This window comes from Embleya scabrispora DSM 41855 (assembly GCF_000372745.1).
Classification (GTDB): Bacteria; Actinomycetota; Actinomycetes; order Streptomycetales; family Streptomycetaceae; genus Embleya; species Embleya scabrispora.
In genome coordinates this window covers 136,258-149,861 of the sequence record NZ_KB889651.1, presented here as the reverse complement: position 1 = coordinate 149,861, position 13,604 = coordinate 136,258, and the positions used below count along the sequence as shown (strand labels likewise).

Annotated in this window: 10 protein-coding genes; 7 read left to right on the top strand and 3 right to left on the bottom strand. The window is 70.6% G+C overall.

All coding sequences use genetic code 11. The features are described 5' to 3' along the window. The first annotated feature begins 36 nt into the window (after window positions 1-36). From A3IC_RS0116090 to A3IC_RS71050, 7 genes are all read left to right on the top strand, one after another. Complete coding sequence (locus A3IC_RS0116090) at window positions 37-1,683, top strand: ABC transporter substrate-binding protein (RefSeq protein ID WP_020551075.1); 1,647 nt, start codon at window positions 37-39, stop codon at window positions 1,681-1,683. Between the two features lie 95 nt (window positions 1,684-1,778). Next, a complete protein-coding gene (locus A3IC_RS0116085) occupies window positions 1,779-2,729 on the top strand; it encodes an ABC transporter permease (RefSeq protein WP_026218323.1) in 951 nt (316 codons plus the stop codon). Further along, window positions 2,726-3,619, top strand: coding sequence for an ABC transporter permease (locus A3IC_RS0116080; RefSeq protein WP_020551073.1), 894 nt, complete (start codon window positions 2,726-2,728; stop codon window positions 3,617-3,619). The genes A3IC_RS0116085 and A3IC_RS0116080 overlap by 4 nt, the downstream gene beginning before the upstream one ends. Then, window positions 3,619-4,647 (top strand): ABC transporter ATP-binding protein, encoded by a 1,029-nt coding sequence (locus tag A3IC_RS0116075; protein ID WP_020551072.1) that lies wholly within the window; start codon window positions 3,619-3,621, stop codon window positions 4,645-4,647. The genes A3IC_RS0116080 and A3IC_RS0116075 overlap by 1 nt, the downstream gene beginning before the upstream one ends. Next, window positions 4,644-5,465: an ABC transporter ATP-binding protein gene (locus A3IC_RS0116070; RefSeq protein ID WP_020551071.1), complete on the top strand. Its 822-nt coding sequence runs from the start codon at window positions 4,644-4,646 to the stop codon at window positions 5,463-5,465. The genes A3IC_RS0116075 and A3IC_RS0116070 overlap by 4 nt, the downstream gene beginning before the upstream one ends. A gap of 262 nt (window positions 5,466-5,727) precedes the next feature. Next, the gene (locus A3IC_RS0116065; RefSeq protein ID WP_020551070.1) at window positions 5,728-7,686 is read left to right on the top strand and encodes a glycoside hydrolase family 18 protein; all 1,959 of its coding nucleotides are present in this window, start codon (window positions 5,728-5,730) and stop codon (window positions 7,684-7,686) included. 92 nt (window positions 7,687-7,778) lie between these two features. Further along, entirely contained in the window at window positions 7,779-9,869 is a 2,091-nt protein-coding gene (locus A3IC_RS71050; protein WP_020551069.1) for a glycoside hydrolase family 18 protein, read from the top strand. Between the two features lie 116 nt (window positions 9,870-9,985). Here the strand turns inward: A3IC_RS71050 and A3IC_RS0116055 are convergent, their stop codons facing one another. The 3 genes from A3IC_RS0116055 to A3IC_RS0116045 form a co-directional block, all read right to left on the bottom strand. Continuing rightward, complete coding sequence (locus tag A3IC_RS0116055) at window positions 9,986-10,453, bottom strand: pyridoxamine 5'-phosphate oxidase family protein (protein ID WP_020551068.1); 468 nt, start codon at window positions 10,451-10,453, stop codon at window positions 9,986-9,988. A 66-nt stretch (window positions 10,454-10,519) separates the two neighbouring features. Next, a complete protein-coding gene (locus tag A3IC_RS54740; protein ID WP_020551067.1) occupies window positions 10,520-12,655 on the bottom strand; it encodes an MMPL family transporter in 2,136 nt (711 codons plus the stop codon). Between the two features lie 190 nt (window positions 12,656-12,845). Further along, the gene (locus A3IC_RS0116045) at window positions 12,846-13,448 is read right to left on the bottom strand and encodes an HDIG domain-containing metalloprotein (RefSeq protein ID WP_020551066.1); all 603 of its coding nucleotides are present in this window, start codon (window positions 13,446-13,448) and stop codon (window positions 12,846-12,848) included. Between the last annotated feature and the right edge of the window lie 156 nt (window positions 13,449-13,604).

Here is a 13,604-nt window from a genome sequence, read left to right as displayed (position 1 = left end):
CGACCCACCGTCCCCCGCAATCCCCCGGAGAGTCGCATGTCCCGCACTCGCACCCTCGCCGCGCTCGGCCTGGCGACCCTGCTCGGCCTGAGCACCGCGTGCTCCAACAAGTCCGCCGGCGGCGACCACGCCGCGGGCACCCCCGGCAAACCCGCCGACCTCGCGCTGACCGACACCACCGCCAAGGGCACCGGCGCGGTGGACGGCGTCAAGTGGCTGCTGGCCAAGGAACCCAAATCGCTCGACCTGGACGTGCGTTCGGACAGCGACTCCAACGCGGTGCTCGCCAACGTCTGCGAACGACTGTTCCAGACCCAACCCGACCTGGGCATGCGCCCGCACCTGGCCGACTCGGCGACCTACACCGACCCCACGACGCTCGTGCTCAGGCTGCGCGCCGGCGTGACCTTCCACGACGGCTCGCCGATGACCGCCGACGACGTGGTGTGGAGCCTGCGACGGCACGCGGCGGACGGGAAGAACGAGTCGGACGAATTCGAGCGTGTGAGCTCGATCGAACGCACCGGCGACGCCGAGGTCACCGTGCGCCTGAAGGAGCCCGACGCGCTGTTCACCAAGGCGCTCGCGGGCAACGCGGGCATCGTGCTCGACCGCGAACAGGCCGAGCCCGCGGGCAAGGACTACGGCACCCCCGGCCGCGCCGACGCGTGCTCGGGCCCGTACACGCTCAAGGAATGGAAGGCCGGCAGCCGGATCACCCTGGAGCGCTACGACGCCTACTGGGACAAGTCCCGCAAGCCGCTCGTGCGTTCGGCGACATTCGGTTGGGCGGACGAGAACGCCATGGTCAACAGCATGACCACCGGCGCCGCCGACGGCACCTACCTCACCACGATGAGCGCGGTTCCGCCGCTGGCCGGCAACGGCGCACTCACCGTCTCCTACGGCTCCTCCTCGCGCGCCTGGACGCTGATCCCCACCGAGCGCGGCGGGATGAAGGACCCGCGCGTGCGGCGCGCGCTCTCGCTCGCGCTGGACCGCCAGGGCATCGCCAAGGCGGCCTTCGCGGGACTGGCCACACCGTGGAAGACCCCGCTGGGACCGGGCGCGTGGGGCTACGAGAAGGCCACCTTCCAGGCCGGCTACGACGCGCTCCAGGGCGCCCCCGCGCAGCCCACCGCCGCCGACCTGGACGCGGCGAAGAAGTTGATCGCCGAGGTCGGTCCCGCCGCGCCGACCATCGTGGTCGCCAACGACGGCACGCCCACTCGCAACCTGATCGCGAACGCGGTGGTGGACGCGGCCCGCCGGATCGGTCTCAAGGCCGAGATCAAGACCATGTCCGGCGCGGACTTCACCTCGTTGTACACCGATCAGGCGCTGCGCCGAAGCGTCGACATGTTCGCCGACGACTGGTACATCTCCAAGGCCGACCCGGCCGGCTTCTACGACAACGCGCTCACCGGCTCGAACAACAACTGGGTCGGCTTCAGTTCGCCCGAGTACGACAAGGTCGTCAACGAGGCGCTGCGCACCACCGACGACGCGGCCCGGGCCAAGCTGCTGGTCGAGGCCGAGCGCCGGTTCACCGCGGACGCGGTGTGGTTGCCGCTGGTCCAGGTGCCCAACGTGCTGGTCACCAGCGCCAAGCTGACCGGCGCGCCCGCGTCGATGGCCAACGTCGCCTACCCGTGGCTGGCCGACCTCGGCGCCAAGGGCTGATCCCCCGCGCTGCGCCGGCCGCGCGGACACACGTGTCCGGCACACCCGCCCGGCCGCGCACCGGCCCGTTCCCCTCGCTCTCGGAGGTGTCCCCCATGCCCGCCCGCGCCCTGCGCATCACCCTTGGGCTGCTCGTCACCCTGCTCGCCGCGTCCTTCGTGATCTTCGGCGCCATCTACGCCGCCCCCGGCGACCCGGCCGCGTTCCTGGTCGGCGGACAGGAGGACGCGACGCCGGAGAAACTGGCCGCCGTCCGGGCCGCCTACCACCTCGACGACCCGCTGTGGGTGCAGTACGGGGACTGGATCGGCGGCGTCCTGCGTGGCGACCTCGGCCGCTCGATGCAGTACCACGACCAGGTAGCGGACCTGGTGTCCTCGCGCGTGCCCACCACGCTGTTCCTGGTCGGCTACTCGGCCGTGCTGTTCGTCGTGGCCGGCGTCGCCCTCGGCGTGTTGTCGGCGGTGCGCGGCGGCCGGGTCGACTCGATCGTCGTCGCGGTCACCACGCTGCTCGCGTCGATTCCCAAGTTCGTCAAGGCACTGGCCCTGGTCGCCTTCCTGGGCGTGCAGTTGGGCTGGTTCCCGGTCACCGGCGCCGGCGAGGGCTTCGGTGACCGCCTCCACCACCTGACCCTGCCCGCGCTCTCGCTCGCGCTGGGCGAACTGGCCGTGGTCAGCCGGGTGACCCGGCAGAGCATGCTGGAGCAGTACGCCCAGGACCACGTCACCGTGGCTCGCGCGGCGGGACTGTCCGAGTTCAAGGTGATCCGTCGGCACGTGCTGCGCAACGCGCTCGCGCCGGTGGTGACCATGTGCGGCCTGATCATCGCGAGCCTGTTCGCGGGCACCGTGGTCGTGGAGACCGCGTTCGGGATCAGCGGGATGGGCTCGCTGCTGGTCCAGGCGATCAACACGCACGACTTCCCGGTGACCCAGGCCGTGCTGCTGCTCATGGTGCTCGCCTACATGCTCGTGACCACGTTCGTCGACCTCGTCCACCCGCTGATCGATCCGCGGGTGCGCCTCGAAGGAAGCGCCGCATGACCCTCCCGCAAACCGCCGCGCCGCCCGTGCCGCCCGTGCCGCCCGTGCCGATGATGTCCTCGAAGTCGGCCAAGCCCGCCCGGACCTGGCCGATCCCGTTCCGGATCGCGGCCGGATTCCTGCTGCTGACCGCGACGTTGGCGATCCTGGCGCCGCTGGTGGCGCCGTACGAACCGGACGCCATCGACCTGAACGCCTCGCTCGCGCTGCCCGACGGCGCGCACGTGCTGGGCACCGACCAGTCCGGGCGCGACCTGCTCTCCCGGGTACTGCACGGGGCGGGGCCGAGCCTGGTGGCGCCGCTTGCGCTGCTCGCGCTCGCGTCGGTGATCGGGATCGCGCTGGGCACGCTGGCCGCCTGGCACGGCGGTTGGGTGGACGCGCTCGTCTCGCGCGTCACCGACGTGATGTTCGCCTTTCCCGGGTTGTTGTTCGTGATCCTGATCGTGTCGGTATTCGGCGACGGGTTGACCACGGCGGTGATCGCGCTCGCGCTGGCCTATTCGCCGGTGGTGGCCAAGTACACCCGCAGCATCGCGCTCGCCGAGCGGGCCAAGCCCTACATCGACGCCTATCGGGTGCAGGGCATGGGCGGATTCGCGATCTGCGCCCGACGCCTGGTGCCCAACCTGGCGCCGTCGCTGATCGGTTACCTGGTGCTGATGTTCGGTCAGGTGTTGATGGGCATGGCCACGCTCAGCTATCTGGGCTTCGGCGCCCAGCCGCCCAGTTCGGAATGGGGTCTGATGGTCAAGGAGGGGCAGGCCGCGCTGGTCCAGGGCGCGCTGTGGCCGGCCCTGGTGCCCGGCACCGCGATCGCCCTGGTCGTGGTGGCCTTCAATGTCGTCGGCGTGCGGATCTCCGACCGCCTGGGGGTGAGGGAACGTTGATGGTGCGGAAGGAGAGCGACCCGGCAAAGACCCCGCTCGACGCCGAGACCCTGCTGGACATCGAGGACCTGACGGTCGAGTTGCCCGGTGTCGGGGCGCGACGTCCGGTGCTCGACGCGGTGCGCCTGCGGGTGGATCGAGGCGAAGTGGTGGGCTTGGTCGGCGAGTCCGGCTCGGGCAAGTCCACCGCCGCGAAGGCGGTGCTGCGGATGTTGCCGCGCGATGCGCACCTGCGCGGCCGGGTGGGCGTGGCCGGGCGCGACGTGCTCACCCTGAACGCGGGCGACCTGCGCGAACTTCGGGCCCGCCGGGTGGCGATGGTGCACCAGGATCCGCGTTCCTCGCTCAATCCGGTGCGCCGGATCGGCGACTTCCTGACCGAGCGGCTGATCCACACCCTGGGCCGGCCGAAGGCGCAGGCGTACGCCGAGGCGCTGCGGTTGCTGGAGGCGGTGGGCATCGTGCGTCCGGCCGAGCGGCTGCGGCAATTCCCGCACGAGTTGTCCGGTGGCATGCTCCAGCGGGTGGTGATCGCGGCGGCACTCGCGGGCGATCCCGAACTGCTGCTCGCGGACGAGGCGACCAGCGCGCTGGACGTGACCACCCAGGCCGAGATCCTGGCCATCCTGCGCGAGCATCGCACCGGGCGCGGACTGGGCCTGCTGTTCATCACGCACGACCTGCACCTGGCCGCGGCCTACTGCGACCGGGTGTACGTCATGTACGCCGGGCGGGTCGTGGAAGAGCGAACCGCCGAGCGGTTGTTCGAGGATCCGCGCCATCCGTACACGGCCGGCCTGCTGGCCTGCACGCCCGAGTTGGGCGACCCGCGCCCGATCAGCCCGATCCCGGGCCGACCGCCGTCGCTGGACGACGCCTTCCCGGGCTGCCCGTTCGTCGCGCGCTGCCCGGTGGCCGAGGCGGCGTGCGAGACCTGGCTGCCGGTCGCGCGCGAACTCGACGACGGCGGCAGCGTGATGTGTCGCCGAACCGATTTGGACCACCCTGCGGAGAAGGTGCGCCGATGACCACCCCGGCTCTGGAAGTACACGGTTTGTGCCGCGAGTTCGCGCTGCCGGGTCGACGCGGCGAGCGCACGGTCGCGGCCTGCGACATCTCCTTCGCCGTGCCGCCGGGCGGTTCGCTCGGCCTGGTCGGCGAGTCCGGTTCGGGCAAGACCACGATCGCGCGGATGCTGGTCGGCCTGGTCCGCCCGGACGCGGGCACCATCGCGGTGGACGGATGCCCGCGCGCGCCGCGTGCCAAGGGCGCCGCGGAACGGCTGCGTCGGGCCCGGGAGATCCAGATGGTCTTCCAGGACCCGTATGTCTCACTCGATCCCAGGCTCACCGCCGCGCAGTGCGTGGCCGGCGTGTTGCGCCTGCACGGCGAGGCGGATCGCGACAAGCGGGTGCGTGAGCTGCTCGACCAGGTCGGCCTGGGCACCCGCGAGGCCGACGCCCGACCGCATCGGCTCAGCGGTGGGCAGCGGCAACGGTTGTCCATCGCCCGGGCGTTGGCGGCGCGCCCGCGAGTCCTGGTGCTGGACGAGGCGGTCTCCGCCCTGGATGTGTCGATCCAGGCGCAGATCCTGCACCTGCTCACCGAATTGCGCGAGGAGACGGACGTCGCGCTGGTCTTCGTCAGCCACGACCTCGCGGTGGTGCAGCAGGTCACCGACGACATTCTGGTGCTCTATCGCGGTGTCGCGGTCGAACAGGGGCCGACCGCCGACATCCTGACCGACCCGCGACACGCGTACACCCGGTTGTTGGTCGGGTCCGCGCCGCGTCCGGGCTGGGACCCGGCCTCGGTGGGCGTCCTGCGTAGGGAACTCGCCGGGTGAGGTCGACGCGGCGGGTGGGCCGGTGCGGTCGGCGAGGGCCGGTCGCGCGGCAAACCCGGGTGTGGGCACGGGAATCGGGCCGCTGCGGAGCGTAACCGGTTGGGGACGGCGAGGTAAACGGAGTCGGATCGGGTGGAAAACCTTGACACGCTCCATTGGTCTGGACCACTTTGGCCTAGACCAATATGCGCACAGGGCGGGCTGTCGCGCATCCGGCGGTACCACGTCCACCCACATCGCTTCTCCACGCACGGAGGCAGTAGTGGCACGCGTTTCGCACCTTCCGCGAGCGAAGTCCCCTCGCCGCGGACACCCCACCCTCGCCGCACTCGCGGCGCTCACCCTGGCCGGCGCCGGTCTGACCGTCGCCGTCGCCGGCAGCGCACAGGCCGCCGACAACCTGGTGAGCAATCCCGGCTTCGAGAACGGCCTCTCCGGCTGGACCTGTTCGGCCGGTTCCGGCGCTGCGGTGAGCACCCCCACGCATACCGGCACCGGCGCGCTCAAGGCCACCCCGGCGGGTTCCGACAACGCCCGGTGCGCACAGACCGTCACGGTGTTGCCGAACTCCGCCTACACACTGAGCGCCTGGGTCCAGGGCAGCTATGTCTACCTGGGCGCGACCGGCACCGGCACCACCGACCCGTCCACCTGGACGCCGGGCGCCGGAACGTATCAGCAACTCACCACCACGTTCCGCACCGGACCCTCGACCACCTCGGTCACCGTCTACACCCACGGCTGGTACGGCCAACCCGCCTACTTCGCCGACGACATCACCCTGGCCGGCCCCGGCGGCGGCACCCGGATCCCGGCGGTCCCCACCGGCCTGGCCGCCGGTGCGCCGACCTCCACGAGTGTGCCCCTGTCGTGGAACTCCGTCCCCGGCGCGACCGGTTACAACGTGTACCGGAACGGGACCAAGGTGCAGTCGGTCACCGGGACGAGCGCCGACGTCACCGGGTTGACCGCGAACACCGTGTACGACTTCCAGGTCAGCGCGACCAACTCGGCCGGCGAGTCGGCCAAGTCGGCGCCGGTCACCGCGACCACCACCGGCGGCGGCACCCAGATCCCGGCGGTCCCCACCGGCCTGGCCGCGGGTGCGCCGACCTCCACGAGTGTGCCCCTGTCGTGGAACTCCGTCCCCGGCGCGACCGGCTACAACCTCTACCAGGACGGCACCAAGGTGCAGTCCGTGTCCGGGACCGGTGCGACGGCCGTCAATCTGACCGCGTCCACGTCCTACGGCTTCCAGGTCAGTGCCACCAACTCGGCGGGTGAGTCGGCCAGGTCCGCCGCGGTGACCGCGACCACCACCGGCGGCGGAGGCGGCGGCCAACTGCCCAAGCACGTGCTCACCGGCTACTGGCAGAACTTCAACAACGGCGCCACCATCCAGACCATCGCCCAGGTGCCCGCCGAATACGACATCATCGCCGTCTCGTTCGCGGACGCCACCGGCACCCCGGGCGGCGTCTCGTTCACCCTGGATCCGGCGCTGAACTACTCCGAGGCGGCCTTCAAGGCCGACATCGCGGCCAAGAAGGCGGCCGGCAAGAAGGTGATCATCTCGGTCGGCGGCGAGAAGGGCACCGTCTCGGTCAACAGCTCCACGTCGGCGACCAACTTCGCGAACACGCTGTACACGCTGATCCAGACCTACGGCTTCGACGGCGTGGACATCGACCTGGAGAACGGGATCAACTCCACCTACATGTCCCAGGCGCTGCGCTCGTTGTCCGGCAAGGTCGGCGCCGGCCTGGTGATCACCATGGCACCGCAGACGCTGGACATGCAGTCCACCGGCACCGAGTACTTCAAGACCGCGCTGGCGATCAAGGACATCCTGACCGTCGTCAACACCCAGTACTACAACAGCGGCGCGATGCTCGGCTGTGACGGCAAGGTGTACAGCCAGGGCACGGTCGACTTCATGACCGGCCTCGCCTGCATCCAACTCGAAGGCGGCCTGGCCCCCTCGCAGGTCGGCCTCGGCCTGCCGGCCTCACCGCGCGGTGCCGGATCCGGCTACGTCTCGCCGAGCGTGGTCAACAACGCGCTCGACTGCCTCGCCAAGGGCACCGGCTGCGGGACGTTCAAGCCGAGCAAGACCTATCCGGGTCTGCGCGGCGCGATGACCTGGTCGACCAACTGGGACGCCCTCAACGGCAACCAGTTCTCCAACACGGTCGGCCCGCACCTCGACACGCTCCCGTAGCGCCCGGCGCCCGGGCCGGACCACACGACCGGCCCGGGTGCCCCGTCCCGCTCCGCCCCGTTCGATTTCGTCCCGACCACGCGAGGAATCCCATGTCCGGATCCACCAGCGTTCGTCCCCACAAGCGGCTGCGCCCCCTCGTCGCCGCGGCAGGCACCGCACTGTTGACCGCCGCCATGCTCACCGCGGCCGGCGGCACCGCCGACGGCGCGGACGCCGCCGAACTCGTCCGGAACGGCGACTTCGAATCCGGCCTGACCGGCTGGACCTGCAGCGCCGGCAGCGGAGCAACCGTCAGCACCCCCGCACACGCCGGGACTTCGGCCTTGAAGGCGACCCCGGCCGGCAGCGACAACGCGCGCTGCGCGCAGACCGTCACCGTGCAGCCCTCCTCCGACTACGTGATCTCCGGCTGGGTGCGCGGCAGTTACGTCTACCTCGGCGCGACCGGCACCGGCACCACCGACCCGTCCACGTGGACCGGCTCCGCACCGGACTGGACCCGGCTGACCACCACGTTCCGCACCGGCGCGAACACCACGTCGGTGACCCTGTACACGCACGGCTGGTACGGCACGGGGGCCTACTACGCCGACGACCTGTCGCTGACCGGCCCCGGCGGCGGCACCCAGGTCCCGGCGGTGCCCACGGGCCTGACGGCCGGCACCCCGACCACGACGAGCGTGCCGCTGTCGTGGACCGCGGTTCCCGGCGCGACGGGCTACAACGTGTACCGGAACGGCACGAAGGTGCAATCGGTGTCCGGGACCGGTGCGAACGTCACCGGGTTGACCGCGAACACCGCGTACGACTTCCAGGTCAGCGCGACCAATTCGGCCGGCGAGTCGGCCAAGTCGGCGCCGGTCACCGCGACCACCACGGGCGGCGGCACCCAGATCCCGGCCACCCCCACCGGTCTGGCCGCCGGTACCCCGACCACGACGGCCGTGCCGCTGACCTGGACCGCGGTTCCCGGCGCGACCGGCTACAACGTGTACCGCAACGGCGCGTCGGCCCAAGCGGTGACCGGCCCGAGCGCCACGGTGACCGGCCTGAGCCCGGCCACCGCGTACAGCTTCCAGGTCAGCGCGACCAACTCGGCCGGCGAGTCGGCCAAGTCGGCGGCCGTCACCGCCACCACCGCCACCGACGGCGGAGGCGGCCAACTGCCCCCGCACGCCCTGGTCGGCTACCTGCACGCGAGCTTCGCCAACGGCGCCGGGTACACCAAGATGGCCGATGTGCCCGCGAGTTGGGACGTGATCAACCTGTCCTTCGGCGAGCCGACGTCGGTCACCTCCGGCGACATCCGGTTCGTGCGTTGCCCGGCCACCGAATGCTCCGGCGTGGAGAGCGACGCCGACTTCAAGACCGCCATCCGAGCCAAGCAGGCGGCGGGCAAGAAGGTACTGATCTCGATCGGCGGCCAGAACGGTCAGGTGCAACTGTCCACGACCGCCGCGCGGGACAAGTTCGTCGAATCGGTCGGCAGGATCATCGACGAGTACGGACTCGACGGCCTGGACATCGACTTCGAGGGCCACTCGTTGTCGCTGAACACCGGCGACACCGACTTCAGGAACCCGACCACGCCGGTGATCGTCAACCTGATCTCGGCGGTCAAGACGCTCAAGGCCAAGTACGGCGGCCGGTTCGTGCTCACCATGGCGCCGGAGACGTTCTTCGTGCAGATGGGCTACCAGTACTACGGCTCCGGCCAGTGGGGCGGCCAGGACCCGCGTTGCGGCGCCTACCTGCCGGTCATCCACGCGTTGCGCGACGACCTGACCCTGCTGCACGTCCAGGACTACAACTCCGGCTCGATCATGGGCCTGGACAACCAGTACCACAGCATGGGCGGCGCCGACTTCCACATCGCGATGACGGACATGCTGCTCACCGGCTTCCCGGTCGCGGGCAACACCAACAACGTGTTCCCGGCACTGCGACCCGAACAGGTCGCGATCGGCATGCCGGCCTCGGTCCAGGCGGGCAACGGCTGGGTGTCCACCACCGAGGTGAACAAGGCCCTCGACTGCCTGACCAAGGGCACCAACTGCGGCGGCTACACGCCCCACGGCGTGCGCCCGAACCTGCGCGGACTGATGACCTGGTCGATCAACTGGGACCGCTTCAACAATCTCGAATTCTCCCGCAACTTCGACAACTACTTCGGTGGTTGACCCGCTCGGCTGCCGCCGTCCCCCGGCAGCCGAGCCCCCGACGACCCCCGCCGCCGGCACCCATGCGAGACCGGCGGCGGGCCGGTCGAGAACCCGGCACGTCGCAACACTCGCGGCTACGGAACCAGCCAGGTGCCGTCGCGGAGCACCTCGCGACCCTCGATCTCGTTCGCCTCGCGCCAGGCTTGCACCAGATTCGGGCGAATACGGAAGTAGTGATAGGAGGTGGTGAGTGTCCGTGGGTCGAAGCCGGTCGTCGCGGCGAAGTCGTCGGCCGCGTCACCGGGGATCTCGGTTGTCGTGAGGGGCTCGGCGGTGGCCTCGATCATGACCACGTCCCGGGTCGGGCCGATCCCCAGCCGCAGCGTGCCGCCGGCCAGCAGGTTGCGGGCGGTCGGACTCGCCGAGGCGGTCGCGATCAGCAGCGTGCTGCCGTCCCACAGGAAGGACAGCGGCACCAGGTACGGCGTCCCGGTCTTCGCGTCGGCGGTGGCCACCCACGCGTCCACGTCGTGTTCGAGCCGGTCGAGGGTGTCCTGCTTGCGCTGCTCGGCGGTGCGGGGAGGGGATGGCGGTGGGGTCATGGTGACGCTGCCTCCGGATCGGCTCGCTCGGATGATCGACGCTTTCGCAGGTCGGCCTGCGACGGCTCAGTCTTTCGCATGTCCCGGCCGCCAGAACCGGGGGCCGATCTCCAGCGCCAATGCCGGGATCAGCAGGCTGCGGACCAGGAAGGTGTCCAGAAGCACGCCCACCGCGACCAGGACGCCCTGTTGCAGCGAGTTCACCGTCGGGATCACGGTCAGCGCGGCGAACGTGGCCGCCAGTACGAGACCGGCCGAGGTGATCACACCGCCGGTCACGGTCAACCCGGTGAGCACACCCTCGCGGTGCCCGCGCACCCGGACCTCCTCCCTGGCCCGGGTCATCAGGAAGATCGTGTAGTCCACGCCGAGCGCGACCAGGAACAGGAAACCGAACAGCACCAGGCCACGATCGATCCGCGGGTAACCCAGCGCGTGATAGATCAGCGCCGCGGCACCGACCGCGGAGCCGAACGAGAGCACCACCGACAACAGCAGCACGACCGGCGCGACCAGTGCGCGCAGCAGCACCACGAGCATGAGCAGCACCACCGCGAGAATCAGCGGGATCAGCAACTTCTCCTCCTCGCCCTGTGCCTGCGAGGTGTCCAACGCGACCGCGCTCTGCCCGGCGACCAGCGCCGAGCGGACCTCCGCCGGTCCCGAGTGCAGCGTCGCGCGGATCCGCTCGACGGTGTCCCGGGCCGCTCGGGTGTCGGGACTGTCCCGCAACACCGCGGCGATGTGCGTCCAGCCGCCGGAACTCGCCACCTCGGCCGCCGAGTTCACCCCGGGCACACTCGGCAGCAGGCGCACCGTCGCGGCGGCACCCACGCTGCGCACGTACACGTCCGCGGGCGCCGACGAGCCGGCCGGGAAGTGCTCGCCGAGTCGTTCCTGGCCGATCACCGAGTCGACCCGCTTGGTGAACTGCTCGCCCTGGGTCTGCCCGCTGCCCAGGGTGAGCGCACCGCACGCCAGTGCCACCAGCACCAGCACGCTGCCGATCCAGATCGGCCGGGGCCGCAGGCCCACCGCGCGCGAGACCCGCCCCCACGCGCCGTGTTCGCGCTCCACACCCACACCTTCGTAGCCCACCGCATGGCGCGGGATCAGCGGCCAGAACACCCACCGGCCGAGGATCACCAGGAACGCGGGCAACAGCGAGGTCATCGCGCAGAACACGATCACCACGCCGATGGCCACCACCGGTCCCAGACCGCGGGTGGAGTTCATGCTGCCGAAGACCAGGCACAGCGTGGCGATGCCCACCGTGGCGGCGGACGCGGCGATCGCGGGCAGACAGCGGGTCAATGCCGCCGCCATCGCCTCGTGTCGATCCTCGTGGCGGTGCAACTCCTCGCGATAGCGCGCGATCAGCAGCAGCGCGTAGTCGGTGCCGACGCCCAGAACCAGCACGACCAGCACGTACGAACTCTGCCCGTTGACCACCAGCCCCGCGTACCTGGCGAGCAGGTACACCACGCCGGAGGCGACCTGACCGGCCAATGCCACCGAGATCAGCGGGATCAGCCACAACACCGGACTGCGGTAGGTGATCAACAACAGCAGCGCCACGATCGCCAACGTGGTGCCCAGGAGCGCCGCGTCCATGCCCGAATACACGTCGATGAAGTCGGCGAGGTTGCCCGCCCGGCCGGCGATGCGGACGTCGAGTCCGGCGGGTATGTCGTTTCCGGTGAGCTTGCGCACGGCCTCGACCGCGTCGCCGAGCACCGCGTTGTCGCTCCTGTCGGCCTTCAGCGGCACGGTGAGGTAGGCCGCCTTGTGGTCCTGCGACACCACGACGTCCGCAATCTCCGCCGCGGCCATCCCTCGCTCGCGCAGTCGGCTCCGGGCCTCGCCGATTCGGGTCAGGTCGGCCGGGGTGAGTCCCCGAGCGCGGGTGTAGACCACGACCGCGGTCAGGATGCCCTTCTCGGTGAAGTGCTCGTCGGCGATGTCCAGCGCCCTGGTGGCCTGGGAATCCGCCGGCAACCAGGTCTGTTGCTCGTTGTTCTGCACCGAGCCGAGCTTGGCGGCCGGCGAACCGCCGACGCCGATCAGCAACAGCCAGCACACCAGTACCACCCATTTCGAGCGCCGCCCGGCGACGAACGAGGCGTAGCGCCCGAAGAGCGTGGGCGGTGGTGCGGGAGAGGGCACGTCGGCCGGTTGGGAAGGGGACGTCTGTGTGGTCATGGTGGCTCGCCCGGGGTCTCGTCCTGCGCCGCTTCGGTCACTGTGCTGACACGACCCGCGCGGCGAATGTGACACCCGTCGAGAAACGATTCACCCGGCCCGCCCGCGCCGGCGATCCACCGGCGCGCCGGCCGGGAAACCGGCGAAGATGTTCCGGCCGCGGACCCCGGGCCGGCCCCGTTCCACCCGCTCAGGTGATGCGGTGCCCGAACTCGGCTGCCAGCGGCTCCAGCTCGGGGGTGCCGAACTCCTCTGCCAGCGCCTGGAACCCGACCACCTTGTCGTCCCCGAAGCGCCGGATCTTCGCGGCGAACGTGTCGGGGCGCAAAAAGCGTGGCGGGTTCGATTTGCTGTGGAACTTGTCCGCGTACATCACCAGGCGCTCCTGGGCCGACTCGGCGACGTAGTCGTCCACCGGGATCGGCAACTGCCGGCTCAGTACGTCGTGCCGGGTCAGCCCGACGCCGGTGTGGCACGAGCAGAACCGGTGCAGCGACTCGGGCAGGCCCTCCTTGCGCAGGATCTCCACACCGAGCAGTCCGTGTCGCACGTAGTTGGCGCCGTCCAGTCGGCCGGTCTCGTCGTAGAGCCGGTAGACCCCGATGTCGTGCAGCAGGCACCCGGCCCGGACCAGGTCGCGGTCGACGCCGGCACCGCCGGGTCCGGTCAGCAACTGCTCGGCGATCCGCCAGACGATCCCGCAGTGCGTGTGCACCTTGTCGAAGACCGCTCGGCTCGGTGCGTATGCCTTGTGCAGTGCGGTGATCTCGGCGACCGTCGGAAGCTGTGACATCCGGGGAGCCTAACCGAGGGACCGTCGGGTTTGTCCGTATGGGCGGCCGATCAGCGTGGCGGGCCGGCGCCGGTCCTCCGCCGGTGGAGCCGGGACGCACCCCGGGCGCGGCGGAGTGGGGAAGGTCCCGGAATGTGCGGTGTGTGAGCGTGAACG